This window comes from Microcoleus pseudofavosus SVA1_A4 (assembly GCF_036700565.1).
GTDB lineage: Bacteria > Cyanobacteriota > Cyanobacteriia > Cyanobacteriales > Microcoleaceae > Microcoleus.
The window spans coordinates 1-20,159 of record NZ_JAUBPE010000034.1 but is presented as its reverse complement, the minus strand read 5'-3'; the positions used below and the strand labels follow the sequence as shown (position 1 = coordinate 20,159).

At 42.8% G+C, this 20,159-nt stretch carries 26 protein-coding genes; 11 read left to right on the top strand and 15 right to left on the bottom strand.

Annotated features, from left to right (window positions below):
* The first annotated feature begins 81 nt into the window (after positions 1–81).
* Positions 82–312, top strand: coding sequence for a hypothetical protein (locus QUA02_RS16260; RefSeq protein ID WP_333029220.1), 231 nt, complete (start codon positions 82–84; stop codon positions 310–312).
* On the opposite strand, the gene QUA02_RS16255 is transcribed toward QUA02_RS16260, so the two are convergent.
* From QUA02_RS16255 to QUA02_RS16240, 4 genes are all read right to left on the bottom strand, one after another.
* The gene (locus QUA02_RS16255; RefSeq protein WP_333029219.1) at positions 294–1,025 is read right to left on the bottom strand and encodes a hypothetical protein; all 732 of its coding nucleotides are present in this window, start codon (positions 1,023–1,025) and stop codon (positions 294–296) included. The two genes, QUA02_RS16260 and QUA02_RS16255, sit on opposite strands and share 19 nt — an antisense overlap.
* 3 nt (positions 1,026–1,028) lie before the next feature.
* A complete protein-coding gene (locus tag QUA02_RS16250) occupies positions 1,029–1,733 on the bottom strand; it encodes a hypothetical protein (RefSeq protein ID WP_333029218.1) in 705 nt (234 codons plus the stop codon).
* Positions 1,734–1,869: 136 nt separating this feature from the next.
* Positions 1,870–4,509: an HsdM family class I SAM-dependent methyltransferase gene (locus tag QUA02_RS16245; RefSeq protein ID WP_333029217.1), complete on the bottom strand. Its 2,640-nt coding sequence runs from the start codon at positions 4,507–4,509 to the stop codon at positions 1,870–1,872.
* A gap of 339 nt (positions 4,510–4,848) precedes the next feature.
* Positions 4,849–5,145: a TniQ family protein gene (locus tag QUA02_RS16240; RefSeq protein WP_333029216.1), complete on the bottom strand. Its 297-nt coding sequence runs from the start codon at positions 5,143–5,145 to the stop codon at positions 4,849–4,851.
* A 70-nt stretch (positions 5,146–5,215) separates the two neighbouring features.
* Between QUA02_RS16240 and QUA02_RS16235 the strand changes: the two genes are divergently transcribed.
* On the top strand, positions 5,216–5,530 hold the full coding sequence (locus tag QUA02_RS16235) for a type I restriction enzyme endonuclease domain-containing protein (RefSeq protein ID WP_333029215.1): 315 nt from the start codon (positions 5,216–5,218) through the stop codon (positions 5,528–5,530).
* Positions 5,531–6,283: 753 nt separating this feature from the next.
* On the opposite strand, the gene QUA02_RS16230 is transcribed toward QUA02_RS16235, so the two are convergent.
* Positions 6,284–7,159 carry a poly-gamma-glutamate hydrolase family protein gene (locus QUA02_RS16230; protein ID WP_333029214.1) on the bottom strand — a complete coding sequence of 292 codons (876 nt, stop codon included), beginning with the start codon at positions 7,157–7,159 and terminating at the stop codon, positions 6,284–6,286.
* 348 nt (positions 7,160–7,507) lie between these two features.
* Positions 7,508–7,777 (bottom strand): hypothetical protein, encoded by a 270-nt coding sequence (locus QUA02_RS16225; RefSeq protein WP_333029213.1) that lies wholly within the window; start codon positions 7,775–7,777, stop codon positions 7,508–7,510.
* A gap of 244 nt (positions 7,778–8,021) precedes the next feature.
* Between QUA02_RS16225 and QUA02_RS16220 the strand changes: the two genes are divergently transcribed.
* Together QUA02_RS16220 and QUA02_RS16215 are read left to right on the top strand one after the other, a co-directional pair.
* Positions 8,022–8,786 (top strand): tyrosine-type recombinase/integrase, encoded by a 765-nt coding sequence (locus QUA02_RS16220; protein WP_333029212.1) that lies wholly within the window; start codon positions 8,022–8,024, stop codon positions 8,784–8,786.
* A 287-nt stretch (positions 8,787–9,073) separates the two neighbouring features.
* The gene (locus QUA02_RS16215; RefSeq protein ID WP_333029211.1) at positions 9,074–9,988 is read left to right on the top strand and encodes a GIY-YIG nuclease family protein; all 915 of its coding nucleotides are present in this window, start codon (positions 9,074–9,076) and stop codon (positions 9,986–9,988) included.
* A gap of 245 nt (positions 9,989–10,233) precedes the next feature.
* Here QUA02_RS16215 and QUA02_RS16210 read toward each other — a convergent pair whose 3' ends face one another.
* The 4 genes from QUA02_RS16210 to QUA02_RS16195 form a co-directional block, all read right to left on the bottom strand.
* Positions 10,234–10,890 (bottom strand): PDDEXK family nuclease, encoded by a 657-nt coding sequence (locus tag QUA02_RS16210; protein ID WP_333029210.1) that lies wholly within the window; start codon positions 10,888–10,890, stop codon positions 10,234–10,236.
* Positions 10,891–11,118: 228 nt separating this feature from the next.
* Positions 11,119–11,439 (bottom strand): hypothetical protein, encoded by a 321-nt coding sequence (locus tag QUA02_RS16205; protein ID WP_333029209.1) that lies wholly within the window; start codon positions 11,437–11,439, stop codon positions 11,119–11,121.
* Positions 11,440–11,670: 231 nt separating this feature from the next.
* Positions 11,671–11,799 (bottom strand): hypothetical protein, encoded by a 129-nt coding sequence (locus QUA02_RS16200; RefSeq protein WP_333029208.1) that lies wholly within the window; start codon positions 11,797–11,799, stop codon positions 11,671–11,673.
* A gap of 50 nt (positions 11,800–11,849) precedes the next feature.
* Entirely contained in the window at positions 11,850–12,695 is an 846-nt protein-coding gene (locus QUA02_RS16195; protein ID WP_333029207.1) for a hypothetical protein, read from the bottom strand.
* A gap of 327 nt (positions 12,696–13,022) precedes the next feature.
* Here QUA02_RS16195 and QUA02_RS16190 point away from each other — a divergent pair, with 327 nt between their 5' ends.
* Positions 13,023–13,421 (top strand): DOPA 4,5-dioxygenase family protein, encoded by a 399-nt coding sequence (locus tag QUA02_RS16190; protein WP_333029206.1) that lies wholly within the window; start codon positions 13,023–13,025, stop codon positions 13,419–13,421.
* A 106-nt stretch (positions 13,422–13,527) separates the two neighbouring features.
* On the opposite strand, the gene QUA02_RS16185 is transcribed toward QUA02_RS16190, so the two are convergent.
* A complete protein-coding gene (locus QUA02_RS16185) occupies positions 13,528–14,004 on the bottom strand; it encodes a DUF1643 domain-containing protein (protein WP_333029205.1) in 477 nt (158 codons plus the stop codon).
* Between the two features lie 314 nt (positions 14,005–14,318).
* On the opposite strand from QUA02_RS16185, the gene QUA02_RS16180 reads away from it, so the two are divergent.
* Positions 14,319–15,125, top strand: a complete 807-nt coding sequence (locus QUA02_RS16180) for a peroxiredoxin-like family protein (protein WP_333029204.1) — start codon at positions 14,319–14,321, stop codon at positions 15,123–15,125.
* A 9-nt stretch (positions 15,126–15,134) separates the two neighbouring features.
* On the opposite strand, the gene QUA02_RS16175 is transcribed toward QUA02_RS16180, so the two are convergent.
* Positions 15,135–15,572, bottom strand: coding sequence for a hypothetical protein (locus QUA02_RS16175; protein ID WP_333029203.1), 438 nt, complete (start codon positions 15,570–15,572; stop codon positions 15,135–15,137).
* A gap of 263 nt (positions 15,573–15,835) precedes the next feature.
* On the opposite strand from QUA02_RS16175, the gene QUA02_RS16170 reads away from it, so the two are divergent.
* The 3 genes from QUA02_RS16170 to QUA02_RS16165 all read left to right on the top strand — a co-directional run bounded on the left by QUA02_RS16170 (position 15,836) and on the right by QUA02_RS16165 (position 17,434).
* On the top strand, positions 15,836–16,186 hold the full coding sequence (locus QUA02_RS16170) for a hypothetical protein (protein WP_333029202.1): 351 nt from the start codon (positions 15,836–15,838) through the stop codon (positions 16,184–16,186).
* Positions 16,187–16,475: 289 nt separating this feature from the next.
* A complete protein-coding gene (locus QUA02_RS33640) occupies positions 16,476–16,628 on the top strand; it encodes a DUF6753 family protein (RefSeq protein ID WP_445305178.1) in 153 nt (50 codons plus the stop codon).
* A gap of 215 nt (positions 16,629–16,843) precedes the next feature.
* A complete protein-coding gene (locus tag QUA02_RS16165) occupies positions 16,844–17,434 on the top strand; it encodes a hypothetical protein (RefSeq protein WP_333029201.1) in 591 nt (196 codons plus the stop codon).
* 186 nt (positions 17,435–17,620) lie between these two features.
* On the opposite strand, the gene QUA02_RS16160 is transcribed toward QUA02_RS16165, so the two are convergent.
* Both QUA02_RS16160 and QUA02_RS16155 read right to left on the bottom strand, forming a co-directional pair.
* The gene (locus QUA02_RS16160) at positions 17,621–18,052 is read right to left on the bottom strand and encodes a hypothetical protein (RefSeq protein ID WP_333029200.1); all 432 of its coding nucleotides are present in this window, start codon (positions 18,050–18,052) and stop codon (positions 17,621–17,623) included.
* Positions 18,049–18,348, bottom strand: a complete 300-nt coding sequence (locus QUA02_RS16155; RefSeq protein WP_333029199.1) for a type II toxin-antitoxin system RelE family toxin — start codon at positions 18,346–18,348, stop codon at positions 18,049–18,051. Before QUA02_RS16155 ends, QUA02_RS16160 begins: the two co-directional genes overlap by 4 nt.
* A 559-nt stretch (positions 18,349–18,907) precedes the next feature.
* Between QUA02_RS16155 and QUA02_RS16150 the strand changes: the two genes are divergently transcribed.
* Both QUA02_RS16150 and QUA02_RS16145 read left to right on the top strand, forming a co-directional pair.
* Complete coding sequence (locus tag QUA02_RS16150; RefSeq protein ID WP_333029198.1) at positions 18,908–19,207, top strand: hypothetical protein; 300 nt, start codon at positions 18,908–18,910, stop codon at positions 19,205–19,207.
* Positions 19,208–19,235: 28 nt separating this feature from the next.
* The gene (locus QUA02_RS16145; RefSeq protein ID WP_333029197.1) at positions 19,236–19,487 is read left to right on the top strand and encodes a hypothetical protein; all 252 of its coding nucleotides are present in this window, start codon (positions 19,236–19,238) and stop codon (positions 19,485–19,487) included.
* Here the strand turns inward: QUA02_RS16145 and QUA02_RS16140 are convergent.
* Positions 19,482–20,159 (bottom strand): IS200/IS605 family accessory protein TnpB-related protein (locus QUA02_RS16140; protein ID WP_333029196.1); only part of this gene is annotated, 678 nt, incomplete at its 5' end. The two genes, QUA02_RS16145 and QUA02_RS16140, sit on opposite strands and share 6 nt — an antisense overlap.

Genomic DNA, 20,159 nt, shown 5'->3' with positions numbered 1-20,159 from the left:
TTTTCTTGGTTTAGGTTGATGGTGATGGAGTATTTGCTGTCGGTGGGGTTGAGTTTTGAGACGGCGCAGGAATCGTTGAAAATGTTGAAAGAAAATCACCCTGAGATTTTCAAGGTTGATGCGTCATCCAAAGATTTGAGGCGGTTGATGATTTTACTAAGTCCGAATAAGTTAGAATTGAAAGATTTTGACACTGAAGAGGCTTTTATCCGAATTAATAGTCAGGCTATGCCCTTGATTCCATTTTCGGGGGAGATGATACATCGGCGTTTAAGGGAGAATTTGGAAGCTTTTTATGGAGAAGAGTCTTGAGGATTATCCGAATTTTGATGGTGATTTCGCAAATCTACCCAAAGATGTCTCAAATCAAATGGACTAGGTAATATAGTAGTACGCTCTAATTGATTATCAAGACGACTAACATCATTCCTCCATCCTTCAGATGATAAAGTTAACACCATAATTGTTACTTGTGAACAATGATTATTAATTTCCTTTAAAATATCATCTAATTCCATATTTTGAATATAACCGATCATTGCTCCTGAAGAAGCAGACTTACCATAACCCCATTCAGCTAAAATAAATCTCTTCATACCATTTAAAATATAATTTTCGTTTAATATCCATTGAGGACTTGATGGAGAACCCAATCTTTTAGCTTCTAAAATATAAAACTTATCCATTTTATCGGGATTAGTTTCATTCGTATCACAGATTCCCCATTGAAAATCAGGTCGTTTATGTTCTCGTTTAGATCTAATTATATCATCAGCATCAGGCTGAATATTGGCTTCATACATACAAGGTGATGAAAGTCCTTGATTTGAGTCACTTAATTGTTTGTTAGCACGACGGATATAAAAGGACAGCTTACGATTAATTTGATCTTCCTGTAGAGGTAATTCTTGTTCCTGTTGAAGCATTTTTAAAGCAAGCATAAAAATAGCCAAAACTCTTTTTTCGTGATTCCCCCATATATCAACATCTGTTGTTTTTCTTCTTAGTAAACTTGGTTTGGCCATAAATTAAATACTCTCCTGATATTCTTGTAAATTAATAACTTGAAGCATTGTTGCTTCTGCATCCTCACGCGCCATACTACGAGTCCATAATCTTCGTTCATTACGCTTGATAATGATTATTTCAGTATCAGAAACTGAACGAACCATACCATCAAGGTAAATTTGATGACTATCATAGGGAATTAATGAGCCATTTTCTTCATTGCCTAGTTGTTTAAGAAGTTCTTGCCATACTGTTTGCTCTGATTTAGAGGAAGGTTGAGGTTGAATTCCATATTCCTGAGTATAGAAAATAACTGCTAACATAGGATTCATTGAACCATTAAAGTTAGGTCGAATAATTTGCCAACTAAATTCACCATCTGGTTCTAATTCACGATTCCAAATTTCTAGAAATGCTTGCAAATAACCTTCCAGTCCTTTTTGATTTTGACGATTTTTATTAATATCTCCTAAAATTCTTTGACTTTGCTGAGGATATGGTTTAACGGGTTTTACTGCTTCACTATTAACGTGATTATAGTAAAATTCTATCCCTACATTGCACATATCACGAATGAGATCCCGTTCGGCAGTTGTAAGTTCATAGACATCAAATATTGCTTCATCTAGTTGATATTCTAATTCAGCTAGTTCTGTTTCTATTTGCTGTTTTGTTTTGCCTTCAGGATGTTTTAGACTATACTCAATAGGATTCCATTTTTGCAATTTTTTAACAATATTGATTACTTTTTCTTTTATATTTTGTTCTGTTGCAATACTTCGGACAGTTTTTTAACGGCCCTGTAAGCCGAGGGCGAGGAAGCCCTGCCATTTTTTACGCATTTTCTGAAACTTAGCGCGCTTACTTAAACCTTGAAAAAATAGTCCAGCATATAGCCAGTAAGGGTTTCGGAGACTCGACTATATCTAAAACTGTCCGAAGTATTGCTGTTGGAAAAATGATAGGTAAACTTAGATATTGAGTGGTGTAAATTTCATCATGCCAAATCCCCCAGTTACTTGAAGTTAAAAAGAAATAGTATCGAGGAAGAGAAGACCAAATAATACCTAAAATCACTTGATATTTCCATGTTTCAGGATTGAGTAATTTAATGGAGTTAATAGAGTTTCTAACAGAAAATGTCTCTGATTCAAATCGCGCAACAATTTCTCCTTGTTTCTTTACCCTTTGACTAATGCCACGCTTGATTAATAGACGCTCTCCACGATATAAAGTTGCTTTTCTTGGTCGAGTTACCTGTTTAGGCGGTTTTTCAAACCAAGAAGAAGAAATCAACCCATATCGTTCAAATTTATCCGTTGGAAATAGTGTTGGTAACAACGGACTATCTTTTTTATCTGTTTTTCCTTCTGAAAACCCTTGACCACTATTACTAGGATCATGTAATTCTTTTAATGTTGGAGCCAACTTTATAGATTGAATTAATCCAGCATCTTGATGGTTTCCCCAATAGTAAATTTTCCAGAAAGAATCATTACGAAGCAGATCACTTTGTCTAATACCACGACGATCCACAATACTTAAAATAACAGCTTTAATATTTTTAATAATAGCCTTTTTTTTAGCAGACCAATAACTTACAACTTGATCCTTTAAGTTTAATTCTGTTTGATTTACTTTCTGAAAAATAATTGAAGCAAAAGGAGAGATTGCAGAACTGGATTTATTACTATTACTAGATTGAAAGAAAACATCACGAACATGAGCAAAGTTTACTACTTCTTTTAACAAAACACTGCTTAACCATTGTTGCCTAAAAGCGTTATTATTATCCTGTATTTTAAAGAAAATACTTGTTGAAACGAGCAATGCTGACCATCCATTATCTTTTAAAAAATCTAATACCCTCCAAATAAAAGCTTGAGAACGTTCTTTATCTCCTACTGGATAGTCATATTCTTGACACCATTTTAGGGCTATATTTAATTCTTGTGTACCTTGTCTATCCGTTGTTTTAGGAGATCCCCAAGGAGGATTACCGACAATGACATCGGCACATTGACTACTAAAGTTATTAGATAAGATAGGATATTCTGATCTAGAAAAATCCGTAAAAGCATTAGCACATACGAGATTATTAAAATTATCATTATCAATCGCTGAATTACTTTTATAGATAAGACTTGGCAATATTTGACCTTGTTTAATTTGAGATAAAATATCGGGAGGTTCTTGGTAGTTTAGTAAGGCTAAATATAAACTAAATGCAGCAACTCTGATTGCTTCTGAATTAATTTCTATGCCAGCGATTTGACTTTTTAATATGTCTCTTAATTCTTGCCAATTTAATCGCTGTTTATGATTCTGATAAACTCGGTATCTAACAATTCTCCGAAATGCTTCTACTAAAAAGATTCCTGAACCACAACAAGGATCAAGAATACGAGGATTAGTTGTTAAGCAATCTGATGTTAAGACTTTAGATAAAAGAAATTCGACTAATGAACTAGGGGTATAATGAGTGCCATGATCACTTTTTTCTGTATTAGATTCATGATAAAACTCCTCATAGATGCTACTAATTAAGGAAATGGGAATTATATCAAATTTATAAGCCCAGAAAAATAATTTTTTTTGCTCATCAACATCACCTTTAAGGAAATTCTGTAACAGGGATAGATGTTCTTGTTCAATGGATTCCTCTTCTTGTCGATCTGAAGGAAACATATCACCATTAAAATGTTGACTGAGTTTGTGAAATAAGGCATAAGTAAAACCTTTGTTACTTAATACTTTTATATAATATTGTTTAGCTTCTTTTTCTATGTTTAACTCATCATCAGGAGCATTAAGTAAGGCTTGCCATATTGGATCGTTTTGTGCTATTTCTTGGAAATATTCTTTAGTTAAAATTGCTCTATCTTCTAAATAGCGAATAAATATTGATCTTCCAATTAAAGCATGAGCATATTTAATCTTACTACCACTTAAACCTTGGGACATCAAAGCTGAACGAACTGTTTTTAAATCCTGAATAAGTGACTGATCAGCACGTTGATTGGAGCTTCCAAAACGCTCATCTTCAAAGAGCTTTCCTGATTCAATTTGTTCCCGTCTATAGTGATATAGTTTTGAGACAACCTCAGTCGTATTTTTAGCAACTTCTAAAGGTTTATTTTTTTTCCATTCTTCTACATTTCTAGCGGGTGGTTTTGTTAAATCATAAATAGCTAGTTCACCTTCCTTCGCCAAAAATAAGTAATTAGGTCTAGCCATACACCATATTTTATTAAACATTTGGCGCACTTTTTCGTCTTCTTGATCATCACATTTAGCAAAAACAATAACTGGATTATTTTTAACAAAAAAAACTTTTTCTATTCTAACTTGTTTCGCTAAATTCAACCAGTCTCCTTTTTCTATCCACTGCTCCGAAGTTATTTCGGCAAAGGAAACTTCTGAACTCAATAAGTCGCCTTCATCAAAATTGAGTCCAGTATATGCGGATTCTAATAACTCATAAGCAGAATTAGCTATCATAACGTTCAGTGATCCACCCGTAAGAGTTGGTCATAGTAGCACAAGAAAGTTTTAAGTTCTTTTGAACTATATTTTATATATTGATGTAAAGCAAGCATTAATGTCAAGAAAAAAATACAATCCTTTATTATACAGTTTAATAAATTATTTTTCCATTTCAGCAAAAGATAACCGACAGCGATCGCATCTCCCATTCTCCCACAGTGCAGGTATCTTGAATCGTGCTTCACACTGCGGACACTTAGCTAAAAGCTTAAGCTGATGGCGGTCGCACTTCCAAACAGACTCAAACTGCCACTCAATCCGATGACAAGGCGACTCGACATAACAAGCACCACATCATACCCGAATCGGTTCGCACTTCATCCCCTTTCCTGTTGGCGGCAGCATTTCCCACAACCTTTCACCCTCAACCCCTACCACCTCCGCCAAAGCCTCAAACTCCTGCTGAGTAGGATAAGGATTGAAATGAAAGCGTTCCCAACGTAACACTACAGCCCCAATTTTCGCTATCTGGCCTAAACTACTAGGCGTTAAGTGGTTGCATTTCCTAAACCGCCCTAAAAAATGACTTAAACTTTCTCCAGGTAAAGGCGCGATTGCAAATAACCAAGGCTGAATTTCAGTATGAGTCATGCGTACTCCCTAGCCACTTCCTACAAAACAGTCTTTTCAACCTTCTTAAACCCTCTGGATAGAGACTTAATTGCCATCTCCCTTAAAATCTCATCCAAGCGACCAATCTGGGGGTAACAACCAGGCCCAAACCCAGAGTGCGCGGGACGTGATGGGACAAGACCAACTGCGAGAATTGGCGATCGTCCTGGTAGCACGGGTACGCAAAAACGCTTCTATCGACTGGAATCTCAAAGAAAGCGTCCGATCAAAAATGAGGGTGATGGTTAAACGCTTATTGCGACAATATGGCTATCCGCCCGATATGCAAGCTCTTGCGATCGAGTTGGTGTTAGAGCAGGCAAAGGTTTTCACCGAGTTTCAAGTAGAGACAAATCGTTCCTAATTAACGAATTACTGATACAAGCCTGTAAAAACATTCAAAACATAGAGTCAAGCATTTCAGTAACGTCTCCTTGGTTACGACTGCGATTGTCGTCATAAATCATGAGAGTGTCAAGCTTTCTGTGCCTGCTGAGTTTCTGAACCTTCCGCGTATCCCCGTCTGTTGCGTCCAGCGTTGCGACCGGGGTCAGACTCAAGAGGAATAGGAAGTGGCGCAAGAATCGATCGCCTGCAACTACCTGACACAGATTGGACAAGGTTGAGAAGAGTTGACGGGTGATCACCCGCTAAAATCCATAACTCGAATTTTTGTCTGATAGCTGGTGGCTACTGAGTATGAGGGAGTACAACCCAAGGGTTACAGGGAATGTTACCGCCTCCTGGAGTAGGGATGAAGTTGGAACCGATTCTGTGGTGTGGGGCGTGTTATGCCCACTCGCCTTGTCATAAGATTGAGGGGCAGTTTAAGCAAACGCAGGGGTGCGAAAAGTAGGGGTTAAGGTTGCGATCGGAGTCTCCTCATTGTGGGGCGCGGTTTAAGGTGTCGGCGTTGTGGGAGGATGGGTGTTGCGATCACTGTCGGTTGCCCTTTGGGGACATGAGTGGCTATCAAAAAACTTTTTGAGCGAAGTATTTTTCTTGATTAAGGTTGCCTATCACTCGCCCCAGATAACGTCTTGTACCGAACAGACAACCTCCCAACGGTCGGTGTGCATGGGCGTTGTTAGACCACTAAATACGACAAGTACACAATTTAAATTAAGAGGTTATAAACAGCAGTTACTGCATCAGCAATCTGCTGCCAGCATATCCGAGCTTTATTAGACTGCTCCAACTGTAATCCTCTTCCCTTCGCTAAACGGTTAACAATGTTGCTGGGAGCAGTACCACTGTATCTTTCACCTTTAGAAACTACTTTCACTTTCAGATTTGGAACTTTATCTTGAATCGAATTCATTATTTTGTCTTTAACGTCCTGGTCAATGCTTCCTCCAATTAAAACGTCTTCTTCTATCCGCTGTCTCGTTTTGCTAAAACCGTGAAAAGATATAGCATTGTCAAAACCTCGCCCAATAATTGTTTTGAGTTTTGGAAATGATTCTATATGAATGTCAGTAGATGTGATATGCCACTGTTCAAAGGCTCGCTTTCTTGTCCCATCTAATGACCAACCTTTACACACCCAGCATACAGTCCCTTTTCCAGCTAATTGGGATGACACATACTCAGCCTGTAGGTCAGTAGAGTGTTCAATCAGCCCGCCGTGTGGAGCAATGACAACTAAGTGTTTGCTTGTCCCGTCATCAGTTAAACGTTCAATGAACTCACCTTTTTTTTGAGCTTCGGCTTCATTCAGAGAGGCAGTTACCTCACCGCTCACTAATAGTTTATTATTAACGTTTGGATTAGCTTGTATGCGTAAAAGCGCATCTTCAGACATTTTAATCAGCTTTTTACTCTCTAAGCTTTTCACGCTGTATAGTACAGGTTCTTTATTTGATCCAAGGATACGAATTTGTTGAAATAGTTCACTGCCAATATTAGCTAATATCTCAGGATGAACCGAGCAATGTTCTGCGTCAGTATCTTGACCATTGTGCTTCACTGTTACTTCTACACTGTTACTCATACTAATTCCAAGGTTTAAAGTTCTAATAAGTGGTGAAAATGGGGAAATAAACCGAATCTGTATGTCAGAAATCCAGCCTAGCCGAGTTTTACAGCATCTGTCACTCATTTACTGGAATAGGGTTACGACATCGGGATAGTGCAGAAGTTGCTAGAACACAAATTTGCGATCGCACCCTTGAGCGCTCTCTAAAATTAGCTCTACTCCCCCTCATCCGATGAATCCTGCCGTTCCAGCGTTGGGTCAAATGTGATCGCACCCACGTCTCACTCATGCCTACAGGTCATAACTTGCTCCATTCTCCGCTAACCAGCGCTTACGATCACACCACTCACAATTCGCTCCACCCTATCCCTTCATCTTCTTAGGCAACCGTCCATAAATCACATCTAACCAAACTGGTACTACAAACTTACCCTCAGCCCAAGCTGCTACTACTTTTTCCACATCGAACTCTATCAGCTTAGAATCTCCTGCCTGCGACTCCTTGACAAATATTAACCGCTTTGGCTCCCGATCGCTCAAAAGCCCCAGATACTTCTCCTGAAGTTTTTTTAGAACTTCTCTCGCGACCTCAAACGTAAAACCTACTGACAGCCAATACTCTATCGTCGCCAATGTCGCAAAATCTAGGGCTTGAGCACAGGCAAAAACAAGCCCTCATCAATGGATTATTGACACCAGCCTGTAAAAATACTCAAAACATAGAGTCAAGCATTTCGGTAACGGCTTGTTGGTCGCGGCCCCGGTTATTTCGTCTCAAAGCATTACCCCAAAGCAGGCGCAGCAAAGCATAATCACGCTTACCCGACAAATTTGTGCGATCGCGCTGTATAACAGTCAGCGAAGGAACGGGCTAATTTTGTCTAGTCCCGTCTCCAACCCAGCGACGGATACTGTGTATTCTAACCATCGTGAGCTGAATTACCACGTTAAGAAATCCCCGTCTACCGATGCAGCAATGCAGTATTTGCGGCAAACTCTGTGGTATCGGGTCGAGTTTACACGAAGCATGAAGATAGAACGGCACGGCCAGGCCAAGATACTCACGCAACAGGAAATCGAGCTTTTGTTCAACAAAGGTTTGCAAACCTCACGCGATCGCACGCTGTTCGGAGTTTGCCTCTACACCGCCTGCCGCATTGCCGAAGCTTGTTCCCTGGAAGTCATCGATATTTACACTGCCAGAGGTACAGTCCGACCTACAATCAACTTCCGCAAAGCCAACACCAAAGGAAAACTCCAAACCAGGACGATTCCCGTCATTGAAGATTTGCGATCGCTCCTAACATCTTGGAAACCCAACGCGGGTCAGACTTATTTATTTCCCGGCCGCTACCCGAACCACCACTGGAAGCATTTGCACCCCAACTCAGCGGATCAGATTTTGAGAGAAGCGTTCGATCGCGCCGGCATCGAGGGAGCATCCACCCACAGTTTTAGGAGAACGGCCCTGACGAGCGATGAGCAACGCTGGAATTCCGCTGCGGATTATTCAAGAAATCAGCGGTCACAGCAACCTCGAACAGTTACAGCGCTACTTATAAGTGAAGCCGGATCAAGTCAAAGGAGCGATCGCCAGTCTTTCCATGCTTTCCTACACCGGAAAAGACACATCCCGGTGTAGAGCATGAATTGCCCGCTGTGCCGTTAGCGAGAGAGCAACTGTCACAAGGCCTATCAGACTCGGAGCCTGAAGAAATTCCTGATTGGTGACGAGCAATTTTAGATTTTAGATTTTAGATTTTAGATTTTAGATTTGGGATGCAAGGATGAAAGTCACGCATCAAGAGCATCGAGTGCCGATCGCTTTCTTTCCCAAGGCAGAAGTTCTCACCCCCTAGATTTGTTACGATTCTCGATCGTGTGGAGCAGGTGCATCTACAAAACCTGCTGAAAGGAGAATTGTTGACAATGTGGCTAAAATACGGTGTTGCTCTCAGCGGCGAACTGACGGGCATTGATGAGGTTGCGCGCGGAAAAACTAACCTCGCTTGCCTCTACTGTGGCGGCGGATTGACAGCAAAAAAGGGTTCGGTGAAAGAACATCACTTCGCGCACACTCTTGAGACTTGCAAGCCCGTGTCGCAGCGGATTAAAACCAAAGCTTTCCCATCGCTGCCCCTTTACGACAGCTTCAATATCGAACTCAAGGGTGAGGAACTAGAGCAATTGAAAGTGCTGTGGAAAGAGTACGGGGCCCAAAAGCGATCGATTCCCAAAGACTTGGTAAACTTTCGGTGGCAGTTGAAAGGATTACTGGATTCGGAGGACGATCGCACTTATCACTTTACCGACTTGGGTAAAATCCCCGTCGGCGCGCTTCCCCTGGCGCTGTTCAACAAAGTCCAGGAACCGCTGCTGCTGTCAGAGTTAGTTAAGTTAGAAGGCTCTGTAGAAATTGCTGAAGCTGCGGGTTTATCTTGCTTGGACGAACGGCGGGCTGATTTGCTGATTTATCGAGCACAGCTTCGTCGGATTCTGGTGAACTCGCTTTATTTTCTTGAAGTAAAAGCGGATGGCAACATTTTCTACAAGATTGGCGTTACTACCCGATCGATCGAGGAACGAATCGCCGAGGTGCAGCGGGATGTGAAAGCGCATTACTCGGATGTGACCGTCAATTTGCTGGGATTGTGGGAACACCGGGGGAATGTGGAGCTGTACTTCAAGCATCGGTACAAAGCTTTTAATTATCGCATTGGCAAGCTGACAGAGTATTTTGCGTTTCCCAATGTCAAGGTTGTGCTGCAAGATTTGTACGGGATGGAACCCAAAGTTTTGTCGGCTGTTGAGTTGGATGCGATTGGCGATCGGGATAGAAGATGATGTGAGTCAAAATCGAGATGTCAACGAATTAGATAAGTGCGCTCGCACTTACAAACATAATTGATTGCAGTACAGTTACAAGTATTAATTCAGCAACTATCCCTAAAAAACTTTAGGTAATTATGAAACAGCTTTTCACTCCGAAACCAAAAGTATATTCGTGTACAGACTAAATAAGTTACTACCATAAAGCACCCCATCTGATTATACAACAGGCATACAATGTTCGCTGGAAAAAAGTCTAGTTAATCGCTCGCTGAAAACGTGTTAATACTTTGTTGAAACGAGGGCAAGCGCTGTTCAAATTCCTCAGCACTGGTAGTAAATGCAACAGTCCACATATTGCTTCCCTGCTTAATCGTGTAGACTATCTGTTTGACAGATGTTCCATTCGGAATTATTGTTTCTGTCCCAATCTGACCTGCCTGATAGCCGCCAAGCGATACCTTCTTCTGCTCCACGACACGAATTTCGCTAGGTAATTGTTTGGTAATCATATCCAAGTATGTATCTGTCGTCACTGTAGATCCAACTGACTCTACAGCAATAGCGACATTAGTCAGAAAACCGGCTTTACCCACCTTCGAGTCATGAGCCCAAATGGCGTATGCGGATGGATTCTGTTTGAGAAACTGAGCTACCTGCTGATAGTAGGGTCCCCAAGATTCCAGCTCTTGAACCACCACGTCCAGATTTTTGCTGATATCTCCGCCCCTATAACTCTCCGGTAACTGCAATTGGGCACCGCGTCCCTCAAACTTTTTCCAACCTGGGAGCGTGGTGGTTTGTGTGGCCGCAAACGGACTTGATGCTTGTTGTTGAGAAGTCTCTGGCTGCTTGCAGCCTATAACTAGGCTTGGTAGCAACAGACAGAGTATCAGCAAAAAGTTTTTTTTATTCATGGAATTATGGTTTATACCCCGACTTGGTATCACTCATGATTGTACGTCTGAACGCAACTTGCTATGAGATTTGATATATTTTGGGTACTTCGGCGAATGTAACTTTAACACTCACACCTCTCTCTTTGTAATTAATTTCCTTTAAATAGCCAGCAGATTGATTTATCTTGTACTTGGACACAGGTCACGGCCAGTTGGCGGTTTATGGCACGCTTGTAGCTCTCTTCTTCAGAAATCCGCTTTCACGGTGGTGGGATGGCGGAAATATACCGCACCGCAGACACCATCTATGCTCGTGCTATCCTCGGCACAAGGTCTTTCTCCACGCCCTTGTAATCCCCACGTCATTTTTGTTTGCCGGCCATCTTTCCAACGCAAAGTCCTTCCTCCGCCTCCTGCCCAAGAAACCGACTCATAGATGCAGGTTTGTTTAAGTTCTACCTTGTCTCGGCGAAGCAACCAACAGGAAACAGATGCTCCCTCAATTCGGCCTGCGCGTGCAGGTGTGGCAACAATGCCCAGTGCTAGAATCGGTAGGAAAACAGACAAAGTTTTCAAGTTTTTATCCACGGTTAACATATTCGGAAATAAGCGGAGTGTCAGGCTTGGCAAGTTCTCTTGTCACCATAACCAATCTATTACCAAACTTGTTGCCGATCGCCACCAATACGCCAATTTGGGGAGAAACCAAACCAAACACCAACTCATGCCCCCAATCTCGAAGAGTGCGGTCGCTACACTTTATATGCACGCAAGCCCAGCCCCCATTGCATCGGCAAACTAAGTAATTATTTCGCGTTTCCTTTCGGTCAAGGTCGTGCTGCGGGGTTTGTACGAGATGAAACCCAAAGTGCGAGCATGATTTTGAGTTGGATGCGATCGCTCCATGTTCGAGGTGAGTGCGCTCATCCTCCCTAAAAAACTCTGGTTTAAAGAGAGCGACTTGGAAGTAATAAATTTTACATATATTCTGTTTGAATAGAGGGACTTTCAATAAACTTAATAAACTGCTTTCCTAAGTCTGTGGTTTTGCTTGCTTGACTAGATGAACGATTATTTTTAAGGAGAATATCAATATCTTCTCGATGCCTAAAAGTTTTCATTTTGATCTCTTTTCCGCTCTTTCTTTTGCCTAGATTATAGCTGCTACCATAAGAAGCTAAAGGTATAGGACCCCCTAACCTTTGCAGATATAAATTATCCTCATCTTCTTCCGTAATATATTTTTCTTTTAAACTTATCAAACCTCGGTCTGCCAAGTCTTTCAAAACCTGATTGTATACAGCCCTATTTTGTTCCAACATAGGAAAATATGTGTGTAATTGCTCTGGGGCATACCTATCCAGGTAGTGAAGGTGCTTTAGAGTTGAGATATGAAGTTCGGCAAAACCATCAATCCAGTTAAGAAACATTGCTAAAACATCATCCTCTAAGGCTCTGGGAATAGATGAATTGAGAACTATATTTCTCAAAGCTTCAAGTTTTTGCTCCTGATGAGTGCGGCGAGCTATCTGAGACGCATGGAGAAAAGTTGTCAGAAAAACGGGACTTTCAAAATCAACTAATTCGATTTTAGATTTTAGGTTCTCTAATTCTCGGACTAAAGTTTCTAAAAATTTATAAGTCCTTTGCGTTGCTGGAGGAACGATATAGCTGTCGAAAAAGCTTGCGAATAACGACCCGACTGTCGGTACAGAACTAACGATTCCTTTGACAGCATTATAATTCTTGTCAGAATTATCGCTATCAAAAGCTGCTTTGAGTTTTTCTCCGAGCGAGTCTTGATTTTGAGGGCTGTTGCTCATAGTTGCTTTTCGCAAAAGGATTTATAAAGCGTAGCCTTCGCTTTTAAGAGGCTGATTAGAATTTTCCGTATTGCTGAGAGTCGGTTTTCACTACCTAACCCCAGAACTTGTTGGCGAACGTAGCCAACCCAATTCTGGGAGAACTGGAACCACACCCAACATTCCTGTCACGCGCAAAATCCATCAGAGTGCGTAGGCTCCATCCGGGGCGGAGCCATCGCGGCCTTGCGGTAACGCACACAACCGCACCTCCTAAGTGGCGTTCACCAAGTTAGTCTGAAGTTAACAGCCGTTTTATCATGATGTCGGCTCAATAACCCACTGAAAATGATGAAAGCAGACACCATCGAAATTGTTGGTTTTCACGCACATATTTACTTTGACAGTGATAGCCGCGATGCAGCAGCGCGCGTGCGCGAAGGATTGGCTCAGTTTGAGGTGCAGCTAGGCCGTTGGCACGACAAACCCATAGGCCCCCACCCGCAAGCAGCGATGTATCAAGTTGCGTTTTTACCCCCGCAGTTTGGCAAAGTCGTTCCTTGGTTGATGCTCCACCGCGAGGGGTTAGATATTCTTGTCCATCCCGAAACAGGGGACGGGCTACGGTTGAGACCAGCTCCAGCCGCCATACATTCTGCCTCTGTAAAGCATCGCGTTTCAAAACGATTTCCGAACCTATCTATTATTTCTTTAATTCGTTTGATTTCAACAATATCAATACCATGACCGATAATATTCATACTGCAACTTAGTCTAAGATTGAACTTAATAAAACCTTGACAAGTTAGCACTTGTCTGATATTTATCTAAAACCTAACAAACCTCAGTTAATTTAAAATCGATAAAATACAGGCTTTGTGTTACTCTTAACATACAGTGGATGGCGTGGACAACCTCTCTGGGTAATTCCCAAACAGTAGAGTGTATCTAAGCTAGTTAGCCAATCGAGAACCTCTTTACATCGGTTTTTAAAAATGCCATTATTACCCCAAGCTACAATAATTTTATCCGCTGATTTAACAGCTTTTTCGAGATAGCGGTCATTTTCTGACCCTACGGGGTCAGTTACCTTTTTTAGTTCTGTGGGTTTTGAAGAGCGGTAAGCAAATAGGTTAACCACTTCAAGCGAACCATAACCCCAAGACTGAGCAAAACTGATGCAGCGACGCAAGGTGGGATCATCAGTAGTTGCATCCGCACGACTGGGATTAAGCATAACAAAAACGACCCTTGGAGCATTAATATCCCACTCCCTCCATAACGAGTAGCGGTAGCTCCCGATTAAGTCTATCACTGCACCTTTTCTCATAGTTGTTTCACCTAAGCACCCCAGAAACTCTTCTATTGATTATTAGTAAAATATCCAAATATTAAAAGGCTGCTTCTATCGCCCATCGAATTCAATAAAATGTCCAAGGGAGGGACTCTATATCCTCATCATTTAGGCAATAAACACTACTATTTATCCATTCTCTGATAAGCAGATTACCACGACCCGCTGCTTTGCGATCGCTCCCAACACCTCAATTTTTGGGAAACTAAACCCAAAGCAAAACCCAACCCGCCCCGCCATGCCCAAACTCCCCGAATGCACGCTTAAATTCCTTTATAGATAATTAGCCGATGAATATCCATACCCTCTTGAGTCAAACCGAACGCCAACGGGTGAGTGACGGAGCCGTTTTACCCATCTTAAACGGTTGCGAATCCTCTAAGCAATTGGTGATGCTTTTGCCACAATTGGGAGATTTCGACAGCCTTGAATATGCTTGGTGGTTGCAGCGGGACGCTCAACGGCTGGAAACACGAGGAATAGCAATTCGAGCTGTGGGAATTGGCGATCGCTCATCGGGTCAGCGATTCTGTAGTTATACAGGATTTCCTAGCGACTGTTTGTTTGTAGATCCCAGCGCCCAACTGCACCAAAAACTTGACCTGTATCCAGGTTTATCGTTAAAACTACCCGGTTTATCGACTGCTATGAATGCTTACGTCAATCTATTGTTGATGTGTTCCGGGATTGGTAGCCCTGGCACTCTGGCAGAAGTATGGAGAGGGTATCGAGGCGACGCAAAAGCACCTCAATTAATTGGTGATGGTGAAATTATTCAGGCTTTCCCTCTTCCAGCCCTACTAGGCTCCACTTTCCGGTGGGCAGGTGGCAAGGGTTTCCAGCGTCCGTTTGAATTGGCAACTTTGCGGCTGCGGAATATGACAGAAGTGCTGAGTAATTGGAAAACCTACGTTCCAAATGCTGCTTATCTCACTCAGCGAGGCGCAACTTTCTTGTTTGACGCTCGGAGAGATTTAGTCTACGAGCATCGAGATCGCGCCATCCTCGGTTTCGCTGCTGATATGAGCAATCCCCTGACATTTCTCTCAGAAATGGTGGCTGATGGAGACTCGTTAGGGCAAGACGGTATGCACTAACTACCGCGCTTAGGGTGTGGGGCTGGCAGGGGGTAAGAGCGGTCGATAGCGAATGGGCATGGGCTTGCGGATAGGGGGATTCATGCGATCGTACTCAATCCCATCATTGCTGCTGGCAATTTCTTGCTTACCATATTCATCCTGTTCCTCCAGAGTCCAACTCTGCATCTCTCCTTTCCAATTGAACTCTACCCAACCGTGTCGCCCCGGTTCTTCCCGCCCTTGTCCGTCAACTAGCAAATGCACGATGTAAAGTTGATTGGTTGGCTCAAGACCACCAAGAAACCAATTACCGTCAATCTCCGCCTTGACGTTAGCTTCATCCAATTGAATGCCAACTTGTGAAAGCGCAGCCATCGCCATTTGCCTTAAAGTTGCCCGATCCATCCCCTTTTCCTCCTGATTGAGAGATGCCGAGCGCAGCACTCGGGCTGTGAACTTCCTCATCCCCTCTATGAAAACTTACAACTTCATTCTTGCACTGCTACCCCTCATAGCCCGCGCCAGCACGAGTCCCCAGCATGGGTGAGCGGTAGATAGCTCACAGCCTCAAGGATAGGCATCTAGAAAAGCTGTTGTTTATCTAGGACTTTCAGCAACAAGTTACGCCCAATTACGCAAGCTATCGCTACACAACGCCATTTGCGATCGCCACCAACACCTCAATTTTTGGCAAACTAAACTCAAACTCCAACCCCAACACCCCCGCCATGCCCAAGATCCATGAGTGCGATCGCTGTCTCCTCTACGGCCGCAACCCACACCTCATCTGTGCCGTGCATCCCACAGGCCCTAACACCGATACTTGCATTGACTTTCGAGAAAACCCTAACGCCGAACCAGAGGAACTGTGGGAACCCGAAGGAGCAAGCTACTACAACGGCGAATTGATTCTGCAACCGAGGCAGCGGTGGACTTTGGAACAGCAGCTAGAACTTTTGGACACGCACCCACTGTTTACCGGCCGGTGTCCCCGGTGTGAACGCCCGTTCCCCAAGTACGAAACACCGCCGGTGCATTGGGATTGTTTGGAGTGCGGGTGGATGGATGATTCGGTTTGAGGCGATCGTTCATAGTGATTGGGCGATCGTTAGTTTTATTGGCTACGGTGCAATGAAAAGTTAGTCGGGGAAATTGCTTTTGCTGACAGTTCTCTGGTTCGTCAGACAGAATTGACGAGGGTAGTGACTTCTGCGCGTTCTTTGGTGGTGGCGGCGGGTATACTGTTGACGACTGTGGGTATAGGTGTTTTGATGGGATAGATGGGTTAACTTTGGTCGCAAGAAAGGTTTGCGCTGGGGGAAGCGGTTCATCTAACTCAGGAGCAGGCGGAAGTTTGCTCGGAATTTGATGAAGTGGAATTCGGATAGTTTGACTAATTTAGAATGTAAAAAGGATGTTCGGCGTTTGGGGGTGACTCTGGAAGTCGCAGGACGTGCATCTACGTCGGGATTCTGCACGATTTGGGTGGAACCTATAAAAAAGCGTAAGTTTAGGGCTTAAATGCTTGCGGTTTCATGCGCTGTAGTGGCGTGTTAGACCGCAACTGCGATACAATTAACAGTTAGTTTTCACATCAAGGTTATTAAGTTACTGAGATTTTCTAAACCGGTAGGTTAAGGTTAAGCACAGAGAGATTCCTAGGCAAAATGAAGAGGAAATGGATTCTATATGACAAAGATGATAGGCAAGTCACCTGGCCAACTTGCATTAACAATTTGTCACCTATTAAAAATGCTATAGGGTCAGAGTTGCCAACATGGATAAAGCAGGCTTTCAATAGAAAGGGCATTTTCAATGAAAATGAAATGGTTGTTCCGATTCACCCAATTTCAGTTTTAGGACAATGTAGTACGGCTAAATACATTGACTGTCCAAATATTCCAGGACACCACATAGAAAACGCTAGAGTTTGTGGAGGGGCACGCTATCTGGATGGCATTGGAAAATATTACTGGTTTGACTTCGATCTTGTTAGTTCGGACGGGACGCTAATAAAATTGCGTATGGCGGTTAATACAGGGGATGCTGACTGCAATGATGGCTTGTGGGGAGCAGTTTGGAGACGCAATACAGGGGAGCTTGTTGCGAACATCTTGAGTAGTGGCGATATGGAAACAACAATACAAGCCGTTTCAAAGAAATGTATCGATCTGTATAAGTCTTATGATATTTGGATTCCCCTCTTTTTCACTCACAAGTATGCCAACAACCTAGAATTGGAAAAACTTGTTGACCTAGCAATTCAAATTTGTTTTTATCCGAAGGCTGAGATTACTAATACTGGAGATCGAATAGTTTGGGAGTAAGCTGTCTAAAGCACTTTGGCAAAAGCGGGTTGACGAAAGGATTTAGTAGCTATCTCAACTACAAGCTTGTAACATAGATCGGGTCGAATAAATTGAAGTAATTAAAAATGAAATTAACAGCAACAATAAAAAATAAAAATCACTCCACCCCTCAACAGATATTACAAAACAGAATCGCTCCTTTCTTCACCCTAACCCTAACTTCTTTCGCACATCCTCACTACTGACAACTTTACCTGCTTTTTGCTGTTGTTTGGAGCGATCGATAATCTCCAAAAACCGAGGATTGCTACTTAAAGAAACCCTTTCAATATCAGCTATAGCTACTAAAACAGCAACAGGTTTACTTTCAAATGCTGCGATCGTAGGTTCTCTTCCCAAACTACGGACATAATCGGCTAATGGTGCTGCACAATCTGACGGTTGTCGCTGCAAAGATTTTTTGATTAATATTAGCGAATCTGGACTTGTTGCTAAGGGTAAATTTTCTAAGTCGGCGATTGGTGTTAGGACAGCTACAGGAGTTCCCTTGATGGTAACAAGCAATGGCTCTTTCCCCAAAACTTGAATATGTTTACCCAAAGATTCAGTTGCTTGTGCGAGTTCTACTGATTTCATAGTTCAATTTCCTCCTGACCGATCCGAACTCGGTTGCGGTTTTTGACTCCAACTGCTTGAATGTAGACTACAGAAACTGTGTTTTCTTCTACATCGTAGTACACCCGTAAATTTCCGATCCGCAATTCCCAGGTTGCTAAACTGTTAGGTTCCATCGGTTTGCGATTTCTTGTCTCAATTAGGGGTTCATATTTGAGTTGTTCGTCTACAGTATCTAATACAGTTCGTTGCTGCCGAGTTGTTAAAAATTTTAGATGCTCAATAGCAGCGTCAGCATATTCAATTTGATAACTCAACGATCCTCATCTCAATGTTAATAACATACCCAAACATTCGTCTTTCTCCACGCCACCCGACATGAAACATCAGATAGCGATCGTGTTCAGTTCCTACTTATAACTCAGGTACGCTTCTTTTGATAAAATCTTAAGAATCCTTTCAGCTAGAGCATTACCCAATTCCCTCGGCTCCAGCTTATGCAATCCACCCCCATACACGCGCCCCTCACCAATTAACGCCTCATCAGAAATGCGATCGAACCCCTCCCACCTCTTTAAGCAATTCTGGCCTATCTAAAAGCACGTTGGCAAGAACAGGTTTAGGATACAACATCAAATAGACATTGATAGCCGTAGCCATTGAGTGATTCCGAATAAATCGAAAAGGCCTACCTCTACCAGTAGGACAACTTGAGGATAGCAAGTAAAAAAACCTAGGGGTCGCCGGGACTGTGTGCGATCGCCCTACAGTTTCTGCTGCTGTGTACTTTGTGTGCTCTGACTTGGCGATCGCTCAAGAGTCAGACAAGCGTGAAATGATGGTGAGATAGGCACTAATAAATATGGAATGCAGAGAATGACTGACTGGCCGCTCGAACCGCTGGATTTGCTAGATACCGACTATGCTGACATCCTCGCCAGCAGCAGCTATCCCGCGTTAGAACTGCAACTGCTCGGGCTGGGGATAGACCCGGCATCCGCCCGCAGGACAAGCAATTTCCTCGCCCTGGTGCGGCAAAAACCCGATACTCCAGAACAGCGGGCGGCTCTAACTAAGGCTTGGGAAGCAGGTTATGGGTTCGATCCCGAACTCGAAGATTTTCAACAAATTGTAGAATTGCTGTGGAACCATCAAAGAAGAGTTGAAAATGATTGATAATCAACAGTTGTCACTAATTAATTAAATGACTGATTCGCCGCTAGAACAAATCGATTTGCTGGACACGGACTACGCCGACATCCTAGCCCACAGCAGCGATCCATCGTTTGAAATGCAACTGGTGAAGTCTGGGATTGATACCGCAGAAGCCCGCATCAAAACCAATTTCCTGACACTGGTGCGACAAAAACCCGAAACACCCGAACAGTGGGCTGCTTTGACCGAGGCTTGGGAAGAAGCTTGCGGGTATAGTTCCCTTTCAGATGGACAATCATAGACAGAGCGATTGACCGCCTACAGGGGCTTTAAGCAACGCCCGAGCAGAACCCAAATATGAGGGGAACGCAGGCGTTATTCGCCTCGGATGCACTACCAGACACCCTCTATCTCTCAGCACAATTGATTGGAGGCAATCAAACGACGTTGAGATTACTTTTCTACCAATATTGAACGCTCCGTTCACATCGGCATGAATTTTTGAACCATCAGCAGCAACGTACCAACTGCGCGCCACCCGCTTGCCACTTTCAGTGGGTTTTTCTTTGTTGTTGGATGTATAGGTTGGGATGGTGTCCCAATCCAAAAATGAAGATTTACTCGTATAAGATTCTTCACCCACCACAACTTTAATTCCGACTGACTCTAATTTGTAAGTCAGAATTTCAATGAATCTGGCGTGCGGTACTTGTACAAAATTCTGGTTATTTCTACGTCCCAGATTGATTCTGGTTTTCCACTGCGCGTTCTTGCCAATAGCAACTCTGGTTACACCCAAAGCTAGGAACTCACTGACAACCATCCGAGTACATTGATGCAGGTACGAATCTACAAAGTTATTGCGATTGGTGACAATGTTCTGGAGGCGGCGCGAGGGGGAGCATCCCGGTTTTGTAAATATCCGAATAAGTGTAAAATAGTTAAAATCAATAAAAGCGTCAAAAAAAGTCGA

What these genes read in the sequence shown, in the direction of transcription:
- QUA02_RS16260 (WP_333029220.1), top strand. Translation starts at nt 82, where the DNA reads ATGTTGAAAGAAAATCACCCTGAGATTTTCAAGGTTGATGCGTCATCC.
- QUA02_RS16255 (WP_333029219.1), bottom strand. Translation starts at nt 1,025, where the DNA reads ATGGCCAAACCAAGTTTACTAAGAAGAAAAACAACAGATGTTGATATA.
- QUA02_RS16245 (WP_333029217.1), bottom strand. Translation starts at nt 4,509, where the DNA reads ATGATAGCTAATTCTGCTTATGAGTTATTAGAATCCGCATATACTGGA.
- QUA02_RS16240 (WP_333029216.1), bottom strand. Translation starts at nt 5,145, where the DNA reads ATGACTCATACTGAAATTCAGCCTTGGTTATTTGCAATCGCGCCTTTA.
- QUA02_RS16230 (WP_333029214.1), bottom strand. Translation starts at nt 7,159, where the DNA reads ATGAGTAACAGTGTAGAAGTAACAGTGAAGCACAATGGTCAAGATACT.
- QUA02_RS16215 (WP_333029211.1), top strand. Translation starts at nt 9,074, where the DNA reads ATGTGGCTAAAATACGGTGTTGCTCTCAGCGGCGAACTGACGGGCATT.
- QUA02_RS16210 (WP_333029210.1), bottom strand. Translation starts at nt 10,890, where the DNA reads ATGAATAAAAAAAACTTTTTGCTGATACTCTGTCTGTTGCTACCAAGC.
- QUA02_RS16200 (WP_333029208.1), bottom strand. Translation starts at nt 11,799, where the DNA reads ATGAGCGCACTCACCTCGAACATGGAGCGATCGCATCCAACTCAAAAT.
- QUA02_RS16195 (WP_333029207.1), bottom strand. Translation starts at nt 12,695, where the DNA reads ATGAGCAACAGCCCTCAAAATCAAGACTCGCTCGGAGAAAAACTCAAA.
- QUA02_RS16190 (WP_333029206.1), top strand. Translation starts at nt 13,023, where the DNA reads ATGATGAAAGCAGACACCATCGAAATTGTTGGTTTTCACGCACATATT.
- QUA02_RS16185 (WP_333029205.1), bottom strand. Translation starts at nt 14,004, where the DNA reads ATGAGAAAAGGTGCAGTGATAGACTTAATCGGGAGCTACCGCTACTCG.
- QUA02_RS16180 (WP_333029204.1), top strand. Translation starts at nt 14,319, where the DNA reads ATGAATATCCATACCCTCTTGAGTCAAACCGAACGCCAACGGGTGAGT.
- QUA02_RS16175 (WP_333029203.1), bottom strand. Translation starts at nt 15,572, where the DNA reads ATGAGGAAGTTCACAGCCCGAGTGCTGCGCTCGGCATCTCTCAATCAG.
- QUA02_RS16170 (WP_333029202.1), top strand. Translation starts at nt 15,836, where the DNA reads ATGCCCAAGATCCATGAGTGCGATCGCTGTCTCCTCTACGGCCGCAAC.
- QUA02_RS33640 (WP_445305178.1), top strand. Translation starts at nt 16,476, where the DNA reads ATGAAGTGGAATTCGGATAGTTTGACTAATTTAGAATGTAAAAAGGAT.
- QUA02_RS16160 (WP_333029200.1), bottom strand. Translation starts at nt 18,052, where the DNA reads ATGAAATCAGTAGAACTCGCACAAGCAACTGAATCTTTGGGTAAACAT.
- QUA02_RS16150 (WP_333029198.1), top strand. Translation starts at nt 18,908, where the DNA reads ATGACTGACTGGCCGCTCGAACCGCTGGATTTGCTAGATACCGACTAT.
- QUA02_RS16145 (WP_333029197.1), top strand. Translation starts at nt 19,236, where the DNA reads ATGACTGATTCGCCGCTAGAACAAATCGATTTGCTGGACACGGACTAC.